The organism is Rhizobium deserti (assembly GCF_004358025.1).
Taxonomy (GTDB): domain Bacteria; phylum Pseudomonadota; class Alphaproteobacteria; order Rhizobiales; family Rhizobiaceae; genus Neorhizobium; species Neorhizobium deserti.
Map to the genome: position 1 here is coordinate 145,636 of NZ_SMTL01000001.1, position 25,612 is coordinate 171,247.

The 25,612-nt window shown below is 59.2% G+C and carries 23 protein-coding genes; 3 read left to right on the forward strand and 20 right to left on the reverse strand.

Annotated elements, in window-relative coordinates:
• Positions 1-17: 17 nt before the first annotated feature.
• From E2F50_RS00780 to eno, 7 genes are all read right to left on the reverse strand, one after another.
• A complete protein-coding gene (locus E2F50_RS00780) occupies positions 18-665 on the reverse strand; it encodes an SGNH/GDSL hydrolase family protein (protein WP_133314172.1) in 648 nt (215 codons plus the stop codon).
• A 48-nt stretch (positions 666-713) separates the two neighbouring features.
• A complete protein-coding gene (locus tag E2F50_RS00785; protein ID WP_245515244.1) occupies positions 714-956 on the reverse strand; it encodes a hypothetical protein in 243 nt (80 codons plus the stop codon).
• Positions 957-1,079: 123 nt separating this feature from the next.
• The gene (locus E2F50_RS00790) at positions 1,080-2,471 is read right to left on the reverse strand and encodes a pyruvate dehydrogenase complex dihydrolipoamide acetyltransferase (protein ID WP_133314173.1); all 1,392 of its coding nucleotides are present in this window, start codon (positions 2,469-2,471) and stop codon (positions 1,080-1,082) included.
• Between the two features lie 15 nt (positions 2,472-2,486).
• Complete coding sequence (locus E2F50_RS00795; protein WP_133314174.1) at positions 2,487-3,923, reverse strand: pyruvate dehydrogenase complex E1 component subunit beta; 1,437 nt, start codon at positions 3,921-3,923, stop codon at positions 2,487-2,489.
• 18 nt (positions 3,924-3,941) lie between these two features.
• A complete protein-coding gene (gene pdhA / locus E2F50_RS00800) occupies positions 3,942-5,012 on the reverse strand; it encodes a pyruvate dehydrogenase (acetyl-transferring) E1 component subunit alpha (protein WP_133314175.1) in 1,071 nt (356 codons plus the stop codon).
• A gap of 193 nt (positions 5,013-5,205) precedes the next feature.
• Positions 5,206-5,523, reverse strand: coding sequence for an FtsB family cell division protein (locus E2F50_RS00805; protein ID WP_133314176.1), 318 nt, complete (start codon positions 5,521-5,523; stop codon positions 5,206-5,208).
• 158 nt (positions 5,524-5,681) lie between these two features.
• Positions 5,682-6,956: a phosphopyruvate hydratase gene (gene eno / locus E2F50_RS00810; protein ID WP_133314177.1), complete on the reverse strand. Its 1,275-nt coding sequence runs from the start codon at positions 6,954-6,956 to the stop codon at positions 5,682-5,684.
• Between the two features lie 333 nt (positions 6,957-7,289).
• Here eno and E2F50_RS00815 point away from each other — a divergent pair, with 333 nt between their 5' ends.
• Positions 7,290-9,119, forward strand: coding sequence for a methyl-accepting chemotaxis protein (locus tag E2F50_RS00815; protein WP_133314178.1), 1,830 nt, complete (start codon positions 7,290-7,292; stop codon positions 9,117-9,119).
• 9 nt (positions 9,120-9,128) lie between these two features.
• Here the strand turns inward: E2F50_RS00815 and kdsA are convergent, their stop codons facing one another.
• Together kdsA and E2F50_RS00825 are read right to left on the reverse strand one after the other, a co-directional pair.
• On the reverse strand, positions 9,129-9,977 hold the full coding sequence (gene kdsA / locus E2F50_RS00820; RefSeq protein ID WP_133314179.1) for a 3-deoxy-8-phosphooctulonate synthase: 849 nt from the start codon (positions 9,975-9,977) through the stop codon (positions 9,129-9,131).
• A 3-nt stretch (positions 9,978-9,980) separates the two neighbouring features.
• Entirely contained in the window at positions 9,981-10,853 is an 873-nt protein-coding gene (locus E2F50_RS00825) for a VOC family protein (protein WP_133314180.1), read from the reverse strand.
• Between the two features lie 197 nt (positions 10,854-11,050).
• Between E2F50_RS00825 and lexA the strand changes: the two genes are divergently transcribed.
• Positions 11,051-11,773, forward strand: a complete 723-nt coding sequence (lexA, locus tag E2F50_RS00830) for a transcriptional repressor LexA (RefSeq protein WP_133314181.1) — start codon at positions 11,051-11,053, stop codon at positions 11,771-11,773.
• Here the strand turns inward: lexA and E2F50_RS00835 are convergent.
• The gene (locus tag E2F50_RS00835; RefSeq protein ID WP_281029168.1) at positions 11,754-13,949 is read right to left on the reverse strand and encodes a ComEC/Rec2 family competence protein; all 2,196 of its coding nucleotides are present in this window, start codon (positions 13,947-13,949) and stop codon (positions 11,754-11,756) included. The genes lexA and E2F50_RS00835 overlap by 20 nt on opposite strands.
• Before the next feature lie 6 nt (positions 13,950-13,955).
• Positions 13,956-14,252, reverse strand: coding sequence for a hypothetical protein (locus E2F50_RS23315; RefSeq protein WP_245515247.1), 297 nt, complete (start codon positions 14,250-14,252; stop codon positions 13,956-13,958).
• 285 nt (positions 14,253-14,537) lie between these two features.
• Here E2F50_RS23315 and gltA point away from each other — a divergent pair, with 285 nt between their 5' ends.
• Positions 14,538-15,827, forward strand: coding sequence for a citrate synthase (gene gltA, locus E2F50_RS00840; RefSeq protein ID WP_133314182.1), 1,290 nt, complete (start codon positions 14,538-14,540; stop codon positions 15,825-15,827).
• 29 nt (positions 15,828-15,856) lie between these two features.
• Here gltA and lpxB read toward each other — a convergent pair whose 3' ends face one another.
• The 9 genes from lpxB to E2F50_RS00885 all read right to left on the reverse strand — a co-directional run bounded on the left by lpxB (position 15,857) and on the right by E2F50_RS00885 (position 25,610).
• On the reverse strand, positions 15,857-17,035 hold the full coding sequence (gene lpxB, locus E2F50_RS00845) for a lipid-A-disaccharide synthase (RefSeq protein ID WP_245515248.1): 1,179 nt from the start codon (positions 17,033-17,035) through the stop codon (positions 15,857-15,859).
• Positions 17,032-17,916: an LpxI family protein gene (locus tag E2F50_RS00850; RefSeq protein WP_133314183.1), complete on the reverse strand. Its 885-nt coding sequence runs from the start codon at positions 17,914-17,916 to the stop codon at positions 17,032-17,034. The genes lpxB and E2F50_RS00850 overlap by 4 nt, the downstream gene beginning before the upstream one ends.
• A 5-nt stretch (positions 17,917-17,921) precedes the next feature.
• On the reverse strand, positions 17,922-18,737 hold the full coding sequence (gene lpxA, locus E2F50_RS00855) for an acyl-ACP--UDP-N-acetylglucosamine O-acyltransferase (protein ID WP_133314184.1): 816 nt from the start codon (positions 18,735-18,737) through the stop codon (positions 17,922-17,924).
• Positions 18,734-19,198, reverse strand: coding sequence for a 3-hydroxyacyl-ACP dehydratase FabZ (gene fabZ, locus E2F50_RS00860; protein WP_133314185.1), 465 nt, complete (start codon positions 19,196-19,198; stop codon positions 18,734-18,736). Before fabZ ends, lpxA begins: the two co-directional genes overlap by 4 nt.
• The gene (gene lpxD / locus E2F50_RS00865; RefSeq protein WP_133314186.1) at positions 19,191-20,255 is read right to left on the reverse strand and encodes a UDP-3-O-(3-hydroxymyristoyl)glucosamine N-acyltransferase; all 1,065 of its coding nucleotides are present in this window, start codon (positions 20,253-20,255) and stop codon (positions 19,191-19,193) included. Before lpxD ends, fabZ begins: the two co-directional genes overlap by 8 nt.
• 51 nt (positions 20,256-20,306) lie before the next feature.
• A complete protein-coding gene (gene bamA / locus E2F50_RS00870; protein ID WP_133314187.1) occupies positions 20,307-22,670 on the reverse strand; it encodes an outer membrane protein assembly factor BamA in 2,364 nt (787 codons plus the stop codon).
• A gap of 196 nt (positions 22,671-22,866) precedes the next feature.
• Entirely contained in the window at positions 22,867-23,988 is a 1,122-nt protein-coding gene (gene rseP, locus E2F50_RS00875; protein ID WP_133314188.1) for an RIP metalloprotease RseP, read from the reverse strand.
• Positions 23,989-24,030: 42 nt separating this feature from the next.
• Entirely contained in the window at positions 24,031-24,867 is an 837-nt protein-coding gene (locus E2F50_RS00880) for a phosphatidate cytidylyltransferase (protein WP_133314189.1), read from the reverse strand.
• Positions 24,867-25,610: an isoprenyl transferase gene (locus E2F50_RS00885; protein WP_133314190.1), complete on the reverse strand. Its 744-nt coding sequence runs from the start codon at positions 25,608-25,610 to the stop codon at positions 24,867-24,869. The genes E2F50_RS00880 and E2F50_RS00885 overlap by 1 nt, the downstream gene beginning before the upstream one ends.
• Positions 25,611-25,612: the final 2 nt, after the last annotated feature.

Below are 25,612 nucleotides of genomic sequence, written 5' to 3' on the forward strand. Positions count from 1 at the left end.
CCTCAAGGACTGTCCATTTACGACCCGAGCATCATCCGGACGATCGGCTCAAGGCCGCGTCCAATCGCCCGGGTATTTTCCGCTGTCAGGTGCACGCCATCGATCGGGGTCGTTCTTGCCACTGATCCCGCATCGAAGAAACCGCAGCCAAGCTCATCGGCTAGATCGCGGTACAGCGAGGCGAGCATTGCAGACTGCTCCACACCGCCTTGGAACAGCGCGCCGGTGACCGGGTTCGCTGTTTCGCAGAGCGGCGGCGGCGAGACGATCAGGATATCCGGCGCATCATAGTCGAAGGCGTATTCGTGATGCCGCACGAGGCCGACCAGCCGTTGAATGCCGGCTCGTGCCGCATGTGCCGTTCCCGCGATCATCGGCTTCATGTCATTAGTGCCGAGCATGATGATGACAAGATCGAGGGGCATATGGGTATGCAGCACTGTCGGCAGGTTTCTAACGCCATTCCGGTCGCAATCGGCGAGATGATCGTCGTAGCCAGTGGTGCGGCCGTTCAGGCCTTCAGTGATGACAGTTATGTCCGGACCAAGGGAAGCGCCCAGGACGCTCGACCAGCGGTCTTCGAACGCAAGCCGGCCAGGACCTTCAGGGTCATAGCCCCAGGTGAGCGAATCGCCGAAGCAGAGAACAGTTTTCGTCTGGCCCATAAGCTGATCATTCCCTGCCCGTACGTGGCTCAATCATCTCAGATCCCGCTAATTGCCCTTGCTCAGCGCTTCCACTTTGCGCTCCAACTCGAAAATCCGTTCTTCGAAATCGCCAGTGACGAATTTCGACATCATCGTATCCGCGGTCAGCGCCTGCCGGATCGTCTTCTGCCCGCTTTCCAGCTTGTCCAACTGCTGCTTCATCTCGTGCATTTCGCTGCGCATCTCACGCATCTCACCGCGCATTTCGCGCAGCATCGGCATGATCATATCTTCTGGTTCATTCGCCACGAGATACTCTCCTTCGAGACCCTTTTTCCGTTCCACATTATATGGAGAGCCGGCAGCAAAAGTCAGGATCGGACGCAGCCAGAAGTGGGAGCGGCCGTGGCCTTCGCCACGGCCGCAGCCTGACTAGACCAGCATCGCCATCGGGTTTTCGATGTAGCGCTTGAACGCTGAAGCAAGCTCGGCACCGAGTGCACCGTCGATGACGCGATGGTCGAAGGCGAAGGTCGCCGTCATCACCGTGCCGACTTCGATCTTGCCACCGCGAACAACCGGCTTCTCGACGCCGGCGCCGATCGACACGATCGATGCCTGCGGCAGGTTGACGATCGAGGTGAACGATGAGACGCCGAACATGCCGAGGTTCGACACGGAGGTCGTCCCGCCCTGGTATTCTTCCGGCTTCAGCTTCTTGTCCCGGGCGCGCTTGGCCAGATCCTTCACCTCGTTGGAGATGGCAGATAGCGTCTTGGTTTCGGCCTTGCGGACGATCGGCGTGATCAGCCCGTCCGGGATGGAGACGGCGACGCCGACATCCGCATGCTTGTGCAGAACACGAGCCGTCGAGGTCCAGGAGGCGTTTGCCATCGGAACGTCGCGTAGCGCCAGTGCCATCGCCTTGATGATGAAATCGTTGACCGACAGCTTGAAGGTTGGGACTTCGCCCTTTTCCGTTTTCTTTACTGGAGCCGAGGCATTGATTTCGGCGCGCAGCTTCAGCATGGCATCCAGTTCGCAGTCCATGGACACGGTATAAGACGGCACGGTCTGCGTCGATTCTGTCAGGCGCGAGGCGATCGTCCTGCGCATGCCGTCATGCGGCAGCAGCTCGTAAGAGCCTTCTGCAAACAGCTTCAGCACGCTGTCGTCCGACGGACCCTTGGCGAGGGCCGGAGACGGAGCGGCTGCGCCGGTGGCCGGAGCCGCATCGGCTTGCGATTTGGCTCCACCCGATGCGGCGGCTTTCTCGACATCCGCCTTAACGACGCGGCCGTGCGGGCCGGAGCCGGTGACGGCAGACAAATCAAGGCCGGCTTCCTTGGCCAAGCGACGGGCAAGCGGCGACGAGAAGACACGCTTCCCATCGGCAGCCGGCGCCGGCGTCGAGGGCGCAGGCGCCTTGTCGGTGACGGGCGCCGCAGCCTGAACCGGATCGGAGGCCGTTCCAGCCGGAGCCGCTTCCGCCTTTGTCTCTGCCTGAGGAGCCGGAGCTGCCTCTGCCTTGGGGGCAGAAGCAGCGCTTCCGCCCGACGAAGCCGCAGCCGTAACGTCCTCGCCCTCGGCAGCCAGGATGGCGATCAAGGCATTGACCTTGACGGCCTCGGTGCCGGCGGGAACAACGAGCTTGGCAACAACGCCCTCATCGACGGCTTCCACTTCCATGGTCGCCTTGTCCGTTTCGATCTCGGCGATCACATCGCCGGACTTGACCGTGTCGCCTTCCTTGACCAGCCATTTCGCGAGGTTGCCCTCTTCCATGGTCGGAGACAGGGCAGGCATGGTGATGTTGATCGGCATCGGAACACCCTCCCCTTATTTGTAGCAGACGGTCTTCACCGCCTGAACGACCTCGCCGACATTCGGCAGGGCAAGCTTTTCGAGGTTGGCCGCATAAGGCATGGGCACGTCCTTGCCGGCGATGGTCAGGATCGGCGCGTCGAGGTAGTCGAAGGCCTGCTGCATGACCCGGGTGGCAATTTCGGTGCCGACCGAATTCTGCGGATAGCCTTCTTCGACGGTCACGAGGCGGCCGGTCTTCTTGACCGATTCGATAACAGTCGGAAGATCCATCGGGCGGATGGTGCGAAGGTCGATCAGCTCGACGTCGATGCCTTCCTTTTCCAGTTCGGCAACCGCCTTGACCGCATAGGTCATGCCGATCCCGAAGGAAACCACGGTGACGTCCTTGCCTTGCCTGTGGATGCGCGCCTTGCCGATCGGCAGGACGAAATCATCCAGCTTCGGCACTTCGAACTGCTGGCCGTAAAGGATCTCGTTCTCCAGGAAGACGACCGGGTTCGGGTCACGGATGGCAGCCTTCAGCAGCCCCTTGGCGTCGGCTGCCGTATAGGGCATGACGACCTTGAGGCCGGGGATCTGGCTATACCATGCAGCATAGTCCTGGCTGTGCTGCGCGCCAACGCGTGCAGCTGCACCGTTCGGGCCACGGAAGACGATCGGCGCGCCCATCTGACCGCCGGACATGTAGAGCGTCTTGGCGGCCGAGTTGATGATCTGGTCAATCGCCTGCATGGCGAAGTTGAAAGTCATGAACTCGACGATCGGCTTCAGGCCCGACATGGCGGCACCGACGCCGACGCCGGCAAAGCCATGCTCGGTAATTGGCGTATCGACGACGCGGCGGGCGCCGAATTCCTGCAGCAACCCTTGCGTGATCTTGTAGGCGCCTTGGTATTCAGCGACTTCTTCGCCCATGACGAAGACGTTTTCGTCGCGGCGCATTTCTTCGGCCATGGCGTCACGGAGCGCTTCGCGGACCGTCGTCATGACCATTTCCGTACCGGCCGGAATGTCCGGATCGGCAGCGGTTTCAATCTTCGGCTGAGCGGGTACCTTGCTGTCGCCCTGCGCGGTCGGCTCATTGGATGATTCGCGCGCTTTGCCGCCCGCATCATTGCTGGTCGCCGCCGGAGTGTCGGCATCGGCCTTCGGCGCGGCAGGTTTTTCAGCAGCACCTTGATCGCTGTTCATGTCGTCGGCGCTCTCGCCATCGGCGAGCAGGACGGCGATCTTGGTATTGACCTTGACGTTTTCGGTGCCGGCCGCGACCAACAGCTTGCCGATGACGCCTTCGTCAACGGCTTCCACTTCCATGGTCGCCTTGTCGGTTTCAATTTCAGCGATCACGTCGCCGGAGGTGACCTTGTCACCTTCTTTCTTCAGCCACTTGGAAAGCGTCCCTTCCTCCATAGTCGGAGAAAGCGCGGGCATCAGGATATCGATCGGCATGTAAGTTCCCTCCCGCGATCAGAGCAGAATGTCGGTGTAGAGCTCGGACACATCCGGCTCTGGATCGGCCTGGGCAAAGTCGGCGCTGTCCGAAACGACATCGCGGATATCCTTGTCGATCGCTTTCAGCTCGTCCTCGCTGGCCCAGCCCTTTTCCATCAAGCGGACTTTCACCTGCTCAATCGGATCGTGTTCCGAGCGCATCTTCTGCACTTCGTCCTTGGACCGGTATTTTGCCGGATCGGACATGGAGTGGCCGCGATACCTGTAGGTCAGCATTTCGAGGATGATCGGACCATTGCCCGAGCGGCAGTGTTCCAGAGCCTCGTCGCCAGCGGCCTTGACGGCGCGCACATCCATGCCGTCGACCTGGATGCCGGGAATGCCGAAGCCCGAGCCGCGCAGCGAATAGTTCGATTGTGCCGTCGCACGGGCCGTAGACGTGCCCATCGCGTAGCGGTTGTTCTCGACGATATAAACGATAGGCAGTTTCCAGAGGGCAGCCATGTTGAAGCTCTCGTAGACCTGACCCTGGTTGGCCGCGCCGTCGCCGAAATAGGCGACGGAAACACTGTCATTGCCGCGATATTTGTTGGCAAAGGCCAGACCTGTCCCAAGCGAGACTTGCGCACCGACGATGCCATGGCCGCCGTAGAAATGTTTTTCCTTGGAGAACATGTGCATGGAGCCGCCCTTCCCCTTGGAATAGCCACCCCGACGCCCCGTCAGTTCTGCCATGACCCCACGCGCACTCATGCCGCAAGCGAGCATGTGGCCGTGATCGCGATAGGCGGTGATAACCTGATCGCCTTCCTTCTGGGCCATCTGCATGCCCACGACGACCGCTTCCTGGCCGATGTAAAGGTGACAGAAGCCACCAATAAAGCCCATGCCGTAAAGCTGGCCGGCCTTTTCCTCGAAGCGGCGAATCATCAGCATTTCGCGATAAGCGTGAAGATCCTCGTCCTTGCCGAATTCCAGGCTGTTCTTGCCCGTAAAATCACCAGGACCAAACTTAGAACCTATTGCGTTAGCAGATTTTGCCGCGGATTTGCGGCCGGATACAGACGCGGTATTAGGTAGCGCCATTGATCCCTCCCTATGGGCTGCACTTTTAGAGCGGTATTGTGCCAAACTGATGCTCGCCACAATCCACTCCGGTTTCGGCGTGTACCATAGGGAAGAAACCAACCCCCAGCAATGCCATAAATGCATGGCTCACATTCCGCACAAGCTTATGAAAAGACTAGCGAAATGTCAAATTAACTAGAAATCGGTTAATTTAGAAATAGTTGTTGAAGATGACGATCTCATTGGTCCGCGAGACATTCAGTTGATAACGGGCAATCTCGTCCAACATGTCCTTTTCGAGCGACCCGTCGCTCATCAGAGAAACCTGCCGCTCCAGGGTCTGGCGCTTTTCCGTCAGCTTCGCTAGTTCGGCCGCCCGTGCCAGGCGCTGGCGCTCGAACTCTTCGGTCGCAATGAGACCGAGGTCTCCGTGAACGCAATGGTAGCCGAAATAAGAAACGAAGGCGATCGCAATGGCAGGAAGGACAAAGCGGCCAAATTTTCGTTTCTTGTGATGCTTGGTCCACATACTGATCGACGCCTGCCACGCTTACCGGATCGCTTGATCCATACAATGGTGCTGAACATGGCAGAACTTGCTTAAGCAATGGTTGACCCTGCGCCAACGCAGAAAGCCCGCGCGGTCGGCACGGGCTTTCCCAGAGACTTAATCTATAGCCTTAGCGTTCAGGCCTTGAGGATCGAGCGTCCTGCGTAAACCGCCTGCGGTCCAAGCATTTCCTCGATGCGGATCAGCTGATTGTATTTGGCCAGACGGTCCGAACGTGACAGCGAGCCGGTCTTGATCTGCCCGCAATTGGTGGCAACCGCCAGATCAGCGATGGTCGAATCTTCCGTTTCCCCGGAGCGATGTGACATTACTGCGGTGTAGGCCGCCTTGTGAGCAGTCTCGACGGCATCCAGCGTTTCCGACAGCGAACCGATCTGGTTCACCTTGACGAGGATCGAATTTGCGACGCCTTGCCTGATACCGTCGCGAAGGCGGGCGGAATTGGTGACGAAAAGGTCGTCGCCCACCAGCTGGCACGTCTTGCCGATCTTGTCGGTCAGCGTTTTCCAGCCGGCCCAGTCATCCTCGGCCATGCCGTCTTCGATCGAGATGATCGGGTATTTTCCGGCGAGTTCGGCTAGGTATTCGGCCATGGCTTCCGATTCCAGCGTCCGGCCCTCGCCTTCCATAACGTATTTGCCGTCCTTGAAGAACTCGGTGGAAGCGCAATCAAGACCCAGGCAAACATCATCGCCCGGCTTGTAGCCGGCTTTTTCGACCGACTTCATGATGAAGTCGAGCGCTTCAGGTGCGCTTTTCAAACCCGGCGCGAAGCCACCCTCGTCGCCGACATTGGTATTGTGCCCCTGGGCTGCCAATTCCTTCTTGAGGACGTGGAAGATTTCCGAGCCGATCCGCACGGCATCGCGCAAGGTTTCGGCGCCGACCGGCAGAACCATGAATTCCTGGAAGTCGATGGGGTTATCCGCATGGGCGCCGCCATTGATGATGTTCATCATCGGCACCGGCAAGACATGCGCATTCGGCCCGCCGACATAGCGATAAAGCGGAAGGCCTGACGTCTCGGCAGCGGCCTTGGCCACAGCCAGGGAAACGCCAAGAATTGCATTGGCGCCGAGGCGCGACTTGTTTGGCGTTCCGTCGAGCGCGATCATGGTCTGGTCAATGTGGATCTGGCTTTCCGCATCCAGACCGCCGATGGCGTCGAAGATTTCGGTATTCACAGCTTCAACGGCCTTTTCGACTCCCTTGCCATGGTAGCGCGAACCGCCATCGCGAAGTTCTACTGCTTCATGCGCGCCCGTAGAGGCGCCCGATGGAACGGCCGCCCGGCCCATGGAGCCGTCTTCGAGATAGACATCCACCTCGACAGTCGGATTTCCGCGGCTGTCGAGGATTTCACGGGCGATGATATCGGTGATGGCGGTCATGGTACTTCCTGCTCTGGGTGGAATATCGGGAACTGTCTTAATCGAAGGTGGGCAAATTACAATGCCGATGCCCCCTTGCGCTCATCCATGACGTAGCTGCGCAATATGTCAGCGCGTTGAACGCGGTCCGGACGCCAGCGATCAAGGGCAGCAGACACCAAGCTTATCTGACGGTTAACCATTGCCGCTTATGGTTAACAAGGAGGGGACGCTGCTTGAACAAGGCGCGGCGCATGACGCCATCCTCTGCTGCGGCCTGACATCCGCATTGCGACGATATTGGTGGCTAAACAGGACAGCAAAGCCTGTCCCGGCCAAGGGATGGGGCGGAAAATGAAGCTGAACATTGCACGCAGTCTGGCCATCTTCGCCGCGGTTGTCACGCTGGGACTTGCGCTTTCGATCGGCACGCAAAATTACGCCCTCAACAAGCTGCGCGTGAACGGAGAGATCTATAAACAGATCATATACGGCAAGGATCTGGTGGCAGATATCCTGCCGCCTCCCCTTTACCTCGTCGAAACATACATGCTGACGCTTGAAGCGGTGCAGCGGCCGAGCGTGGCAAAGGCCAATCTCGAACGGATCGCGGGCGTTCTCAAGCCGGCCTATGAGGACCGGCGGAAATATTGGCAGGAAAGTACGTTAAGTTCCGATCTTAAGCGGAAACTCTTGAGCGATGTCTTGGTGAAGGGCGACGAGTTCTGGAAGACCACGAACGACAAGCTCGCTCCTGCCATTCTTGGTGGCGATATGGCGACTGCAACGGCCGCGTCCGAGCAGCTGGCGAAGCAATTCCACATCCACGAATTCGCCGTCAATGAGCTCGTCTCCATGGCCAATGAGTTTCTGGCTGGTGCCGAAAAGGATGCCGCCGAGCAGACCGAGCTTCTTTCGGCCATTACCTTGGCTGCCGCCGCGCTTTCGGTCCTTCTCCTGCTTGGCGGCCTCTTTGTCTTTCGTCGTCGCGCCATTGTTCCGCTATCAGCGATGCGCGATTACATGGCGGTGCTGGCGTCCGGCGATTATTCCCAGGACGTTCCTTTCAGCCAGCGGCGAGATGAGATCGGGGAAATGGCGCAGGCCGTTACCGTGTTTCGCCATTCGGCGGAAGAGCGCAACAATGCCCAGCGCCGCGAAGATGCCGAGCGCCGTTTGCAGGCCGAGCGTGAGCATGCCTCAAGCACTGAAAAAGCGCACGGCGATGCTTCCCGCGAGCAGGTCATCGCCCATCTCCGCAATGGACTGTCTCGGCTTTCGCACGGTGACCTGACCGTGCAGATCAACGAAAGCTTCGAAGCCTCCTACGAAGAGCTCCGTGCGGAATTCAACTCCAGCGTCCAGACGCTGTCGACGGTGCTCAAGGAGATTTCCGGCCTGACGGGCAGCGTCCAGACGGGCTCCGGTGAAATCGCCAGCAGCACGGACGACCTTGCGCAGCGCACAGAACAACAGGCTGCCTCTCTCGAGCAGGCCGCATCCGCTCTCGACCAAATCACCGTAACCATGAAGAATGCTTCGGGACGCGCGCATGAAGCGAATGTCATGATGACCGCCGCTCAGAAAAGTGCCGCACATTCGGCAGGCATCGTCGGTGAAGCCGTAGTGGCCATGGAGCGAATCGAAACCTCGTCTGCCCAGATCGGCAACATCATCAACGTCATCGACGAGATCGCCTTCCAGACCAATCTTCTGGCACTTAACGCAGGCGTCGAGGCAGCTCGTGCGGGAGAAGCCGGCAAGGGCTTTGCGGTCGTTGCACAGGAAGTTCGGGAGCTGGCAGGCCGTTCAGCCAAGCTCGCGCAGGAGATCAAGCATCTGACCGATACCTCCGCCAATCAGGTCAAGGCAGGCGTAGCGCTTGTTAACCGCACCGGAGAAGCATTGGGAGACATCGACGAGCAAGTGGCCAAAGTTACCGACCTGATCGGCTCGATCATGCGCTCGTCGAGCGAGCAGTCCACCGCACTTGAGGAGGTCAACACCGCCATCAACCGGATGGACAGCGTCACCCAGCAGAACGCCGCCATGGTGGAAGAGACCAGCGCAGCCTGCCACGAGCTCGGCGAGGAGGCTGCGAAACTGAAGCGCCTGCTTTCGCGCTTTAAACTGGATGGCGATTTTGCAAGCCGCGAGCAATCGCTATTGGCAATGGCGAGCTGAGCCAGAGGCTCAGGCAGCTTTGGCCACAGCGTCGAGGGCCACAAGTTTTTCGAGAAGACGCGGCATGTCCTTGAGATGCACCATGTTAGGCCCGTCCGACGGAGCATGGTCCGGATCTTCATGGGTCTCGATGAACACCCCAGCAACGCCGACGGCGACAGCGGCCCGCGCCAGCGTCTCGACGAATTCGCGCTGGCCGCCACTCGAACCGCCCTGTCCCCCCGGCTGCTGCACCGAATGGGTGGCGTCGAAAATCACCGGCGATCCGAGCGAGGCCATGATCGGCAGTGAGCGCATGTCCGAGACCAGTGTATTGTAGCCGAAGGATGCGCCACGCTCGCATAACAGCACGTTGGGATTGCCGCTGGCGGTAAACTTCGCCTGGACATTCTTCATATCCCATGGCGCCAGAAACTGGCCCTTCTTGACGTTGATGGCGCGGCCGGTTTTCGCTGCTGCAACGAGAAGATCCGTTTGGCGCGACAGAAAAGCCGGTATCTGCAAAACATCGACCGTCGGGGCAACCAATGCGCATTGCTCCTCCGTATGGATGTCGGTCAGCACCGGAAAGCCGAACTCCTTCTTGAGGTCGGCAAAGATTTCCATAGCGGCATCAAGTCCGATACCGCGCCGGCCCGAGATCGATGTGCGGTTCGCCTTATCGAACGACGACTTGTAAACAAGACCTATACCGAGCCTGTCGCAAAGCTCCTTCAGGGCACCGGCCATCATGAAGGCATGGTCGCGACTTTCCATCTGGCAAGGTCCGGCGATCAAAGACAGAGGCGCGTCCTGCGCGAAAAGCACCTTGCCCTCCCCTTCGCCGACAGAAACCTGCGAATTTGGGGAAATGTCCATGATCTATTCCTCGAAGCCGAACAACACGCCTTGGCCGGGGGCGGCGGATACGAGAACGCGGCCCTCCCGGCGGATGAAGGCCACGTCATTAGCAGCAAGGGTGATCTCTGTCACGGCAAGATCAGCCGTCTTGAAAATGATGGCGCGCCCGGTCAAACCTGTGAGCTTTGGATCCTCCCGCAGAGCAAATTCATCCGCAAGCTCCTCCTCGTGCAAAACGCGAATGCCGGCGTTTCCCGTAGCCAACCGAAAACCTGTCTCGCTGCGATCCGCCTTGGCCTCGAAGACCATCTCCAGAAGCTGGGCAAAATCCGCCGGCGCGGGCGCCGAAAAAATGATTTCACTGAGGCCCGTCACGGCATTCGAATGCAGTTCAAGCTCGCCCCGGTCGCCCGCGAAAGCCTTGATCCTTTGACAGCAGAAGAGAAAGAAATCCGCAGACCTTTCATCACAGGCAAATGCGAGCCGGAACGATGCTTCTGCCTCGCTTCCATCCGGCAGGCCCATTGCCCGGGAAAACTCCAACATATCGCCTGCAGACACGCCGTTTTCCTGGAAGCGAACATGATCGGCGCCGGCATCTTCCGAAGCAGCAACCAGGGCTGAAAGCCCTTCCCGGTTGCGGCTCCTGCGGAAGGCGATATCCCGCGTCGTGAAGACATTGCCGCGCTTGGCCGCAACGCCGGCAACGCGACGATTGGCGATCGCGAGCGGTTCAAGATAGCTTCCGTCGCCGAAGAAGATGCAGGCATTGCTCGTGCCGAAGGGATGGAAAGCGTCTGGCGCCACGGTAAAACCAAGCGCAGAAAGCCGTTTGCGCGCGCCGGAAAGCTCACTTACAGGCAACACGAGATGATCGATCAGTCTAATACTCACGCATGTTCCCCACAGCCATTTGCGCAAGTACATTGGGCAGATCCACGTTGGCTGCAAGTGCCTGCAGATGAAAGGCGTGCGCCTGACCATCAACTAAATTCAATATGCATCGCAGAAATTAGCCACTTGCAGAACACATATGGAACATATAGTGTCTGTTCTTGATTTGTTTCCGACTCTCACAGGATGTGCCGGTCATGCTAACACGCAAACAGCAGGAATTGCTTCTGTTCATTCACGAGCGCATGAAGGAATCTGGTGTACCGCCCTCCTTCGATGAGATGAAGGATGCTCTCGATCTGGCCTCTAAGTCCGGCATCCACCGGCTGATCACGGCGCTTGAGGAGCGAGGCTTTATCCGCCGACTCCCAAACCGGGCGCGAGCGCTGGAGGTTATCAAGTTGCCGGAAGCCTATGTGGCCAGCCTGCAGCCCCGCCGCGGCTTCTCGCCCAGCGTGATCGAAGGCAGCCTCGGAAAGCCGCAACTGGTGGTGCCGCCGCCAGCCAAGTCGGCTGCCAATGACGATCAGTCCAATGCGACCACAGTGCCGGTGATGGGACGTATCGCGGCCGGCGTGCCGATTTCGGCCATCCAAAACAACACGCATGATATTGCCGTTCCTGCCGAGATGCTGGGTGCCGGCGAGCATTATGCTCTCGAGGTCAAGGGCGATTCGATGATCGAGGCGGGCATTCTCGATGGCGACACGGTGATCATCCGCAACGCCAACACAGCCAGCCCCGGCGACATCGTCGTGGCGCTGGTCGACGACGAGGAAGCGACTCTGAAGCGCTTCCGCCGCAAGGGAGCATCGATCGCACTTGAAGCGGCCAATCCCGCCTATGAGACTCGGATCTTTCCGCCGGACCGGGTCAAGGTGCAGGGCAAGCTTGTCGGTCTCATTCGCCGCTATCATTGATCAGTTGCCGGACCGGCTCTGGCAGCCTCCTATTGAAGCTGCGGCTTCGCCAGTCGTAGTGACGATGCCACGTCCAAGGGCGGTCAATACCGGCCATTGCCGTACGGATCTGCCATTCTCCTGGCTTTGTCATGCCGCTGGTGACGATCTCGATCGCGCCGGTTTTCCGTAACGTAGCGCCATTAAGCAGCAATGCGCCGGAGCGGCAGCGGTCGAAGCGCGCGCGGGATGCAATGATCAATCCGGCAGCGTCGCAGGCTGCTCCTGTGTACCGCCCGTCTTCTACAACGGCGACGACGACTCCTTCGGCCGACCTGGCGGCACACCAGGCGCGCGGCAGGCAGGTGAAGCGAGCCGTACCCACCTGGGCAATCGCCAGCTTCGCAGCCTGCACGTCCTCCGGCGTCAGGTCCGGCAGTCTATCCCGCTGAACTCCAGCCTTTTCAGGAGCCGCCATAAGCAGAGGCTTTACCGGTTGGGGCAGCGGCAATGCACGGCTCCATTGATCATAGATGAAGTCCGGCAAGCGGCTGCGGTTGGTGATCATTTGCGTGGTACTCTCGGCGCCCTCCTTCAAGAGCGCGACCATAGCGCCGTCCTCAGATATCAACATGTCCGGAAGAGGCTTAGAAGCCTCCAGCCAAGCGAAGACAAATGCCAGGAGGAGGAACGGAATGCCGACTAGCCGCAGCCGACTTCTCAATAGCGTCAAGAGCAGGAAACCTGCTGAGGCCACTGGCAGAAACCATGCATGCTGGCGTCCTATGTCCACATTGCCCCCCCAGGCCGCCACGTATTTGGCGATGCTGATCACCCCCTCCAGTCCATATCCCATCAGTGTGAGGAAAGGTGCGTCGAATCCGAAAGGCATCAACAGCATTCCAACTAAGCCTGCTGGCATAACCACAAAGGAGATGAGCGGCATGGCGGCAAGGTTTGCCGCCAATCCGTAGGTCGCCAACCGATGGAAATGCTCAACCGAAAAGATCGCTGTGGAGACACTTCCGATTAATGAGGTCACCAGAACACCTGCAACAAAATTCCAGCCGGCGAGGATGGGCGCCAAACCCGGCCGGCGGAAGATCGACCGCTCTGAGTCTTTCTCCCGTTCGCGACGCTTCCAAAGCGAATAGCCGGCAACCAGGGCGACCGTTGCCGCAAAAGACATCTGGAAGCTGGGTCCAAGGATTTCAGAGGGCGCCATGGCGATAATGAGCAAAGCCGCAAGCGCCACGTTGCGCAGGCTGAGCGCCTGGCGGTCCAGAAGGACGGCCACCAGAATCACGGTCATCATGATATAGGCGCGCTCGGCCGAGACCCCGAAGCCTGAAATGAGGTAATAGGCGGTGACCATGAGCAGGGCACCGGAGGCTGCGATCTTCTTGACCGGATAGATCTGGGCAAAGCCGGTGAACACCGACAGGAGCGTGCGGACGCCAACGAAAAAGATACCGGCTGCCAGGGCCATGTTCAAACCGGAGATAGCAACGATATGCGCCAGTCCGGAAAGTCGAAGAGCATCCGTCGTCTCCTGCGATATCGCCCGCCGCTCATCGGTGACTATAGCCGCAGCGAAGGCCCCGGCGTCACCCGGTACAATGTGACGGATGCGGGCCGCAATCTGGCTGCGCAAACTAAACAGCCAGTTTCCCAGCTGCAGCGGTTCGTCGGCAGCTTCAGAGGGTTCGCTCGTCCTCGGCGTCCCGAAGAAGAAGCCAACGGCGCCCTGCTCATCGAAATAGGAAGAGAACGCAAAATCGTTCAAGCCTGGAAGGGCTGGTCCGGAGGGCGGTGAAATCCGCACGCGCCCGCTGATCCGGTCGCCGATATCAGCCGGCTCGTGCCTCGCTCTGGCTAGAAGAGAAACCCGCGTCGGCGGCCGCGCAAGCTGCGGATTATCTGTTCCTTCAACCCTAACCACGTAGCGCCACCTCCCTTCAGCATCGAGCTGCCGTCGCTCAACCACGCCGGTCACCTGAGTGGTCACAGAAGTGTCGAGGATCGTCGTCGCATGCCGCCAAGTCTCCAGCTCTGCCAGCAGCATCCCCGCCAGGAAGAGAACAAGAGCAAGAGGCGTAAGATGGGCTGCACCGGATCGGTGACGCGTGGCGATAGCCATAGCGGTAAGCACCACGAATGCCAGGACCAGCGGCCAAAGGGGCGGATCGTAAGGCAAGGCGAATCAGCTTACCGCCCCTGCGCCGATCAGGACAGGCAGGAAAAGGAAAAGATGGCCATGAGTGGCCTCTTCCTCCAGCATGGTCCGAATAGTTTCGCGAACAGCGGGCACCCAGTGCCGTAGCGTCCAGGTTTTTTTTTGACGTCGGAAAAGCGCAGGCGGGTTGGGGGCGGCGAAACCCTTTAAGTCGGCCTGATCTTGCCCCGTCGGTAAGGCCGGTTGCAGGGGCTGCCGCGCTGACGGCGGAGCCGCCGAGCCGCCGTCTTTTCCCCTTCCGAAAAAGGCGATTTCCTCCTGCATCGAGATCCCGATCGCCACTCGTCAAAGTGCAGACAGCACAACTTTGACGCTTGCCGGGGAACTGTCAAGTGGCGGCACTTGTTGATGATTTCGCAGGGCTTCTATCGTGCTGCAACAAAAGGTTGGACGGCATCCTTCAGGCTGCCGCCCATGGTACTTCCGCGGTGCACAAATTGCCGTCAGGACAGCTTGGCATGAGCAATCGGATCATATAGCTAAACGTGGGACGCTTAACCCTTATGGCGCTTTTCAGGCGCCATGCCGCCAAAAGGTTGGAGGATCAGCATGACGGATATTAGCGCAAATTTGGTATTGGGTGACAAGAAGGTCGACCTGCCGGTCAAGTCCGGGTCGATCGGCCCCGACGTGATCGATATCGGCGCCCTTTACAAGAACACCGGCACCTTCACCTACGACCCCGGCTTTACCTCGACAGCGTCCTGCGAGTCCAAGATCACCTATATCGACGGCGATAATGGTATCTTGCTTCACCGCGGCTACCCGATCGAACAGCTCGCCGAGCATGGTGACTTCCTGGAGACCTGCTATCTGCTGCTTTACGGCGAACTGCCAAGTGCAGCACAAAAAAAGGATTTCGACCATCGCGTCACCATGCACACGATGGTGCATGAGCAGATGAGCCGCTTCTTTACCGGCTTCCGCCGCGATGCCCATCCTATGGCCGTGATGTGCGGCTGCGTCGGCGCTTTATCCGCATTCTACCATGACTCGACAGACATCACCGATCCGCACCAGCGGATGGTGGCGAGCCTGCGGATGATCGCCAAGATGCCGACGCTTGCGGCAATGGCCTATAAGTACCATATCGGCCAGCCGTTCGTTTACCCGCAGAACGACCTCGATTACGCGTCAAACTTCCTGCGCATGTGTTTTGCGGTGCCGTGCGAAGAATACAAGGTCAACCCGGTGCTTTCGCGCGCCATGGACCGCATCTTCATCCTCCACGCGGACCATGAGCAGAACGCTTCGACGTCCACGGTCCGCCTGGCGGGCTCTTCAGGCGCCAATCCATTTGCCTGCATTGCAGCCGGCATCGCCTGCCTCTGGGGCCCGGCACATGGCGGCGCCAATGAAGCGGCTCTGAACATGCTGACGGAAATCGGCACCGTCGATCGCATTCCGGAATATATTGCGCGCGCCAAGGACAAGAACGATCCTTTCCGCCTGATGGGCTTCGGACACCGCGTTTACAAGAACTACGATCCGCGTGCCAAGATCATGCAGAAGACGACGCATGAAGTTCTTGGCGAACTCGGCCACAAGGACGACCCGCTGCTGCAGGTTGCCATGGAGCTGGAGCGTATCGCGCTGACCGATGAATATTTCATTGAGAAGAAGCTTTACCCGAATATCGACTTCTACTCGGGCATCACTTTGAAGGCGATGGGCTTCCCCACCACCATGTTCACCGTGCTCTTCGCACTGGCTCGCACCGTCGGCTGGATCGCTCAGTGGGCCGAGATGATCGAAGATCCGCAGCAGCGCATCGGTCGTCCTCGGCAGCTCTACACGGGTGAGCCGCAGCGTGATTACGTGCCGGTTTCGAAGCGCTAAGCGCTAGCCGCTTTATCGAAAAAGCCCGGTCAGTGACGACCGGGCTTTTTTTTATCCATGACTTCCAGAACGATGCCGGCGGCGGCCTCCCCGGGCGGAACCGGCACTTGAAGCCGCTCCCAGACGAGGTCAAATCCTTCCATCATCGCTTGTCGCTGCGGGGTATTGGTGGAAAGCATCTCGACCCATCGGCAAAGGCTGCCGGGCCGGACAGCCTGATTGATGTATTCGGGAACAACGGGATAATCGGCCACGAGATTGGGAAGCGCGGCCGACCATATCTTGATCCGCTTCGACATCATCGTGATCAGCCAGTCCGCTTTGTAGGCCGAGACCACCGGCACCGACGCGAGGCACAGTTCCAGAATGACGGTGCCCGATGCAGCCATTGCCGCATCCGCTTGCGCAAATGCGGACCATTTGTCATCCGAGGAACTGCTGATCTCTACCTGAACCGGAAAGCTGGCGGTTAACTCTCGAACCAGTGCCTCGCGTCGCGGCACGGTCGGCAACAGGAAACGAGTCCTGCCGTTACGTTCAGCGAATTGCTGAGCGGCCTCGCCGAGCAAGGGCAGCAGCGCTCGAATTTCCGCTGAGCGGGAGCCCGGCAGAAGCATGATGGTTTTTTCTTCCTCGCGTGACTTCGGCGGCCGGCTTGCGCGGATGCCACGTGTTTTCAGAAGGCTTGCATCGCTGGTCAGCCAGTGGCCGACAAACGTCGTCTCCGGTCCGCCGAGCCTTTTCATCGCAGCCGGTTCGAACGGCAGGACCGCCAGAACATGGTCGACATAGTGGAGCATCTGCTTGGCGCGGTATTCCTTCCAGGCCCAGACGCTCGGGCAGACATAATCGACAATCGGCAGATCCGGTAGCTTCGCCCTCACCTTCCTTGCGACCCGGTGTGTAAAATCCGGGCTGTCGATGATGACAAGCACATCAGGCCTGGCAGCGACGATCGCATCAGCCGTCTGGTTGATCCGCCTGAGCAGGTTCGGAAGGCGGGCCAGAACCTGAGTCAGGCCCATGATCGACAGTTCGGAAAAGTCGAAAAGCGAAACGAGCCCTTCCGCTTCCAGCGCCTCACCGCCGACGCCGACCAGCTTAACGGGCCCTCCGTGCGCCGCCTTCAATGCCGCAACAAGATCGCCGCCAAGGAGATCGCCGGACACTTCGCCTGCCACGACCCCGACCTTCAAGACCTTGGTCACCGAAGCCCTCCTGCCGGAAGCCCTGAATCAAGTCCGCAGACAAACAGTCCCGCCACATCGGCAAGAGCAATCATCTTGTCTTCCTCCAGAACGAGTGCCCTGCCCGCTTCCACAGCGATGCCGGCAAGCCCTGCCTTGATAGCATTTTCGACGGTGGAAGGACCGATAGTCGGAAGATCTGCGCGCATTTCCTGTTGCGGCTTGCACAGCTTCACCAGCACGCCTTTTCGGCGGGTGGAGATACGGCCCTCGGCGCGCAAGGAGACGACGCGCTCCAACATGCGGTCTGTGCCCTCCACCCCTTCGAGCGCAACAAGACGTCCCCCGACGCTGACGGCGCCTTGGCCAATATCCAGTTCGCCCAGCCGCCGGGCGGCCTCGCAGGCCTTCTCGATATCGCGGAGATCATCACCGGAGGGAGCATGCGCCCCGATCTGTCCCACCTTAGCTAAGAGGTCGGGAACGATTTCGTGGGCGCCAAGCACTTGGCAGCCCATTGCCTCGATCAGCTTTATCACCATCTGCAGAACGGAATCGTCGCCACCCGACAACAGCGTTCGAAGAACGGAGGGCACTTTAAGGATGGTGCGAAGCGTCGGGTGTATGTCACGCCAGTCCGGTCGGCGGGCAACGCCGCCGGATAGGATGACCCGCTTGACGCCCTTGTCTCGAAGCAGCCCCTCTATCGTCGCAAGATCACCGACACCCGTCGTGACTGTCTCGAAGCCGTCGAAAACGCCATCGGCCTCATTGCGCAGCGCGATAATCAAGGGCTGTTCGCCTGCCATCTGCGCGGCCTTCGCGACGTAGAGCGGCAGGAAGCCCTTCCCGGCAATGATCGCCAGCCGGCCCTTCGAGGAAAGGCTGGGAGCATGATCCACGAGGATTAGCCCTTTCTGCGGAAGGGGGAAGACAGGGCTCGGTCGCCTCCAGCCGCAATAAAGTCCAGGATTTCTATGACCTGGCTGCAGTCGGAGTAGTCGTCGCGAATGGCAGCGGCATTGCTGCGAACATTGCCTTCGCCTTCGAAGATCTGCTTGTAAGCCCGGCGAACAACACGGATGGTCGCACGCCCGACGCCAGCACGGGTCATGCCCACCACGTTCAGGCCGCCAAGAAGCCCCGGATTGCCATTCAGCATTCCATAGGGAATGACGTCGTAGTTGACGGCTGAAAGGCCGCCGATGAAGGCTTGGCGGCCGATGCGCGTGAATTGGTGAACAGCGCAGCCGCCGCCGAGAATTGCCTTGTCCGCCACATGCACATGGCCCGCCAGCATCACGTTGTTGGACATGATGATATCGCTGCCCAATTGGCAATCGTGCGCGACGTGGCAATTGGCCAGAAACAGGCAGTTGTCGCCGATCACGGTCTTGCCGCCGCCGCCAACCGTGCCGGTGTTCATCGTTACACCTTCACGCATGGTGCAGTTGTCGCCAACCACCAGAGTCGATTCTTCCCCGGCCTCATGAAGGCTCTGTGAGACGCCGCCGATCACCGCCATCGGGAATATGCGACAGCCCTTGCCTATCTCCGTCTTACCGGAAACCACGGCATGGGAGATCAATTCAACATTATCTTTGAGAACCACACGTGGCCCCACATGGCAAAATGGTCCGATCACGACACTGTCGCCGATGACGGCACCCTCGTCGACAACCGCAGTTGAATGGATGCGCGCGGTGGCGGCAATCCTGCTCATTCGCTTTCCTTACGAATCATCGCGCCGATATCGGCTTCGGCGACAAGCACGCCGTCGACTTTGGCGTCGCAATGGAACTTCCAGATGCTGCCGCGCTGCTTCTGTTTGGTGACGTGGTACTCTACCCGGTCGCCTGGCACAACCGGCTTGCGAAAGCGGGCGTTGTCTATGGTCATGAAGTAGACCAGATTGCCGCCCTCACCCTGTTTTCGGGCGCAGATGGCGCCGGCTGTCTGGGCCATGCCTTCGACGATGAGTACACCCGGCATGATAGGCCGTTCCGGAAAATGGCCGGTGAAATGCGGCTCGTTCGCTGTCACGTTCTTGATGCCGATGGCGGTATCGTCTCCGTCGATCTCGATGATCTTGTCGACCAGCAAAAATGGGTAGCGATGCGGCAAAAGCTTCATGATTTCCTGAATGTCGGCCGCGCCGAGTTCCGGCTTGGTCTCATCAGTCATTTTTTTCTCCTCTACGCTTCGCCCGCTCGTCGGTGCGCGACATGATTTCGGCCAAGTCGCGCAGGAAATCCTTCATCGGCCGCGCCGGAATACCACCATAACGGGCTCCCGCTGGAATGTTTCCGACAACGCCACTCATGGCAGCGATCTGTACGCCGTCGCCGATCTCGATATGCCCGTTGATGCCCGAAGCACCGCCGATCAAGACGCCGTCGCCGATCCGCGTAGATCCGGCTATTCCCGCTCCGCTCGCAATTCCACAATGGCGGCCGATCCGAACATTGTGGGCGATCTGCACCTGGTTGTCGATCTTGGTGCCTTCACCAATTACCGTATCGTCCATCGCACCGCGGTCGACAGTGGTATTGGCGCCGATCTCCACATCGTCCTGAATGATGACGCGTCCGATCTGGACGATCTTCAGCATGCCCCGTGGCCCTGGGGCGAAGCCAAACCCGTCCTGGCCTATGCGCACCCCATTGTGAACAATGACGTTATTGCCGATCAGCGCCGCAATGACGCTGGCGCCGGAAGCTATGGTGCAGTCGCGGCCGATTTTTACATCCGCGCCGATCACCGCGCCCGCGGCGATCCGTGTTCCGGCACCAATCTCGGCACGCGCACCGATGACCGCCATCGGCTCGACTTCGACACCCGGCTCCAACCGAGCTGTGGGATCTATGAAAGCTGCAGGCGAAATCGGATGAGGCAGAGAGGTGACGAGCGCAGGGCGCATGGCACTCGGATGAAGGAGCGCGCCCGCCCGGGCGAAAGCGGCATGCGGCGATTTGGTCAAGACAACCGCAATATGTGACGGCACGATGGGACTAAGCGCGGGATCACACAGAATGGCCGACGCCTGGCAGCTCTGGAGCTCGTCACGGCTCTTGCGGGAAAGCATATAGCAGATCTGCCCCGGCTTGGCCCGGGCCACCGGCGCGACCGAACGAATGATCCGCTCTCCGGTCGCAGCATCATGAAGTTCGGCCCCAAGATGACTAGCCAGCTCGCGCAAACCTATGCCATCATGGAGCGGAAAGAACTCGTTTTGGTCCATGAAACCAGGGCTCCAGGTCGGATTTCCGGTCGCCGTGGCAACCGGAAACTATCAGAACTGGTTCGACATGCTGAACCGGAATTCCTGGGTCTCGTCGAAGTCTTCCTTGACGATCGGTTCGGCATAATCAAAGCGGATATTGCCGAACGGAGATGCCCACATGATGCCGGCGCCGACGGAAGCCCGCAAGGACATGCCGGTTCCCTGCGCGGAGTCACCGCGAAGGTTGACGTCATTGCCATAGAGCGTGCCTGCATCCGCAAACACGGCAGCGCGTACACCAATATCTTCAGGCAGACCAGGCATCGGCATCGACATTTCAGCCGAGGCGGTGAAGTAGGTCGTGCCGCCGAGAGGATCTTCGTGGTCAACCGTACGCGGGCCAATACCGTCGTTCTCGAAGCCGCGGATCTGCTTGCCGCCGATCGTAAACTGGTCGAACACGTTCAGATTGCCATCGGTGGCAAAGACATGACCACCGCCTACCGCGATCGAGCCGATCAGGTCGGCTTCGGTCGACAGGAGATGGAAGTACCGGGCACGGGCTGAGATCTTGTAGAAGTCCGAATCTCCACCCAGACCAGCAAATTCATGCGTGCCGGTGATATAGAAGCCTTCGCGCGGCAATGTCTGGCTGTCGAGGGTATTGTAGGTCAGCGTCTGCGAAACGGACGACTGGGTAAAATCACCCTTGTCGATCAGGTAAGCATAAGGACCGGAAACGTTGTCATCCGGCGTGAATGCCAGACCATCGCTGCCCAGACCACCGTCATCGTCATAGTCGATCTGCTTGTACGTATAGCGGAAAGTCGTCGCCAGATCGTCAGTGATCGGAGCCGTCACGCGAAGCGTGATGCCTTGCTCGCTATACTCATAGTCATCATTGGACGACGTCTGGCTCTTGAACAGATCGAAACCGGCCGCCAGACGATAGCCCAGGAAATAGGGCTCAGTGAACGAAAGATTGTAGCTCCGGGCATCGTCCAGACCGCCGCCCACGGCGACGCGGATGAATTGACCGCGCCCCAGGAAGTTCTTTTCTTCAATCGAAGCTTCCACAAGGAAGCCGTCGCCACCGGCCGCATAGCCAGCACCGATACCGAACGAACCGGTTGGTTGATCCTCGACATCCACAACCACCACAATACGATCAGGAGCACTGCCCTGGCTGGTGGAGATGTTGACGGACGTGAAGTATCCGAGCGCTTCCAGGCGACGCTTGGCGCGCGTGATCATGCCTTGGTTGAAGGCGTCGCCTTCACTAAAGTCAAATTCGCGGCGGATGACATAGTCACGCGTGCGGGTGTTGCCGCGAACTTCGATCCGTTCCACATAAGCGCGCTCGCCCTGATCGACGAGATAGGAGACGCCAACTGTGTGATTTTCGAAGTTACGGTCGCCGCGGGGCGTTACACGCGCGAAAGGATAGCCCGCCGAGGCAACCCGCGCAGAGATTGCGTCCATTGTCTTCTGGATTTCACGAGCATTATAGGTCGTGCCGGCGCGGGTTTCGACAAGACCCTTCAGGTCTTCGCCGCTGATCCCGGAAACGGTCGATTCAACGTTGATCTCGCCGAAATTGTATTGAGTGCCTTCTTCGACCGTGAAGCTGATATTGTACTTGTTGGTCGATTCATCGAGCACGGCTTGCGACGAGATAACCCGGAAATCCGGATAGCCGTGATTGTAATAGAACTGGCGCAGCGCTTCTTCGTCGGCGCGAAGCTTGTCTTCGCTGTAAACGTCCTTGCGGGTCAGGAAGGACAGCGGACCCGATTCCTTGGTGGCAATCACCGCCTTCAGGCGGCCATCGCCATAGGCTTGGTTACCGACAAACGTGATGTCAGCGATCTTGGTGCGCTCGCCTTCGTTGACGACGAAAGCGATATTGACGCGACCCTGGCCAACCGACGCCGTCTGCGTCGTCACTTCCACATCGCTGCGACCGATCGCCGAATAGGCTTCCTTGATGCGCTGGATGTCAGAATTGACCAGAGCCTGGTTATAAGGGCCGAGCGGCTGCGTCTGCACGACGCCCTGCAGCTTGTCGTCCTTGATCTTGCGGTTGCCGTTGAAGACCACCTGATTGACCAGCTGGTTCTCGCTCACCGTCACGACCAGTGCGCTTCCGGCGACCGTAATGCGGACGTCAGAGAAATATCCGGTCGAATAAAGCCGCTTCACCGACTCGTCGATGTCAGCATTCGAAAACGCGACCCCCGGCCGAATGGTGAGGTTTGAGCGGACGGCTTCCTCGCCTGCACGCTGAGCGCCACGCACCTGGACGCTACGGACTGTCGCCGCTTCGGCGACAGGAGCGGAAGCAAGCACCAGCACACCTGCGCCCGACGCGACAACACCAGCAGACAGCGCAAACGCCGACACTGCGTTCAAAAACTTTGAACCAGCCTTCATTTTCAATTCTTACCTTTTCCCGTTGTCCCTCGGCGGGTGGAGCCCGACTCCGGCCACGTGTGTCGTTTTACCTTCTTTTGCCCTACAAGCAAGGTATCGCGTTAATTTCTATTTACTTCCTTTTGAGGCGTGACCCAATGGCCACGAAACACTCGAATTATAGTGAATAAACAGTTTATTTAGCTTGTTTCAGCCGCTATCCGATTAAATTGCTGATGTCATTGAAAGTCGCGAAAACCATCAGGCTGAGCACCATGGCAAGCCCGATGCGAAAGGCGATTTCCTGGGCGCCCGCCCCAAGCGGTCTGCCGCGGACAGCCTCGATCGCATAGAAAACCAGATGGCCGCCGTCAAGAACCGGCACCGGCATAAGGTTCAATAGTCCGATCGAGACAGACAGGACAGCGGCCAATTGAACGACGGCTGCAAATCCCAGGCTCGCCATCTGTCCGGAGGCCTGCGCGACCCGTACCGGCCCCCCTAGCTGGTCAGCCTTCATGCGACCAGTCACAAGGTTGCCGATATAGCGGAATGTGCCGGTGACTATATTGCCGGTTTCCGTAACGCCTTCGGCAACGGCCTGGAGAGGGGTGAAAGTCTCGACGCGGAAATTGCCTCGCTCCTCGTTGGTAACGATGCCGATCAGCCCCAGCTCGATCTTGTTGCCGAACTGATCCGTCATCTCAGTGCGTTTCGGGACCATGGGCAGATCAAGCTCCTGCCCGCCCCGATCCACAGTGACGACAATTGCTGTTTCCGGCCGGACGCTGACATAGCGCCTGACATCGTCAAAGGTCTTGATGCGGCTGCCATCGAGCGCAACCAGCCGGTCGCCCGGCTGAACACCAGCCTGCTGCGCTGCACTCTCGGCCTTGACCTCGGCAACGACGGGATCGGCGACTACCTTGCCATAGACACCAAAAAGAATCGCGAATATCGCGATGGCCAGAATGAAATTGGCGATCGGGCCGGCAGCCACGGTCGCAGCTCTTTTCCAAAGCTTTGCGCCGGCAAGCGTCTGTGCCTTCTCCGCCTCGCTCATGTGAGCAAGGTTGTTAGCATCCGGCATGCTGGCGGCATCCTCGTCGCCGAAGAATTTGACATAGCCGCCGAGCGGGATGGCGGAAATCTTCCAGCGTGTCCCATGCCGGTCGGTAAAGCCGATGAGTTCGGGCCCGAAACCGACGGAAAAGGCGGTGGAGCGGATTCCACACCATCGTCCCACCAGGTAGTGGCCCATTTCATGGACAAAGACGAGCAGGGAAAGGACGAGAATGAACGGGATGATGTAGCCCGTCAGAAAGCCAAGGATTGCCATCACAGTTTCCGCTTCAACGTTGCATTGGTCAAAGCGGCATCCCTACAAGCCAAAGAGATAAGCTGCGACCGTCTCATCAAGATGGCCCGTCAGGGCCGCGTGCACAAGTGTTAGAAGAAAGGCCGCGAAACAGGCGAATACAAGGCCGTCCACCCGGTCCATCACCCCGCCATGACCGGGAATGAGCCGACTTGAATCCTTGACGCCAAACCGGCGCTTAATGAAAGACTCGAAAAGATCGCCAACCTGGCTTGCAACCGAAAGCAGCAGAGCGATCAAGACTGTCCACAAGGCGAAGTGGGCAAAGACTGCCGCAGTCAGCGCACAGGCTGCGGCAATGCCGGCAAGCGCTCCACCGATCGCACCCGACCAAGTCTTGCCAGGCGAGATCCTCGGCGCCAGCTTCGGACCGCCAATGGCTCTTCCGAAGAAATAGGCAAGGATGTCAGTTCCCCAAACGACGGCGAAAATAAACAGCGTGGCGATCAGCCCTGCCTGGTTATCGCCCCGGATCGCCGCCATCGAAATACCACTGAGGCCGGCATAAAGCATACCGCCCGGCAGCCACCATGTGCCTCCCGTGCGCAGCAGGGCAAGAAGAACCGCAGTGATGACGCCACCGCCGAGCAGAGGTACCAAGAACTCGTCCGCGCCCAAAACGATATTGAACGCGATGAGGCCGACAATCAGCCAGCCAAAGGCATTTGACTTGAAGTCACGCTCGCCGAGCCGAGTTATGGTCGACCACTCGTAATAGACCAGCAAGGCGATCAAGGCGGCGACGAGGCGAAAGGCGAAACCACCCATCCAGGTCGCGTAAAGCACCACCACCGCCAGAACCGCAGCTGAGACGATGCGCCGCTTGAGCTCGGACCCCATCAGCTGGCAACCGCGGCGGTCTTGGTCGACAGGCCTCCGAAGCGGCGGTCGCGGGACGCATAGGTCTTCAGGGCGTCGAAGAAGAGTTTGCGGTCAAAATCCGGCCAGTATTCCGGCATGAACAACAATTCGGAATAAGCGGCCTGCCAGAGCAGAAAGTTCGAAAGGCGCTCTTCGCCGCTGGTGCGGATAATCAAATCGGGATCGGGAATATCGGCGGTATCCAGCCGACGGCTGATCGCCTCGGCGCTGATCGCGTCGGGGCTGATGACACCGGCCTGCACATCGCGCGCGAGCTTGGCCACGGCCCGAACGATCTCATCCCTCGACCCGTAATTAAAGGCGATCACGAGCGTCAAAGCCGTATTGTGCCGCGTCGTTTCTTCCGCCTCAAGGAGAAGCGGCAAGATGTCACCGCGCAGCTTTTCCCGCTCGCCGATTACGCGGATACGGACATTTTCCCGATGCAACTCAGCGAGATCCCGACGGATAAACTTGCGCAACAGGCCGAGAAGGTCGTTGACCTCCGTTTCCGGCCGGGTCCAGTTTTCAGACGAGAAGGCAAACAGGGTCAGGTATTCGACGCCGGCTTCCGCCGCCGCCTTCACCGTCTCGCGCACCGCCTCCACACCCTTGCTATGGCCGATGGTCCGGGGAAGCCCGCGCTTGTTAGCCCAGCGCCCGTTACCATCCATGATGATGGCAACGTGCCGAGGAATGATAGCAAGTTCGGGGTTCAGCATAT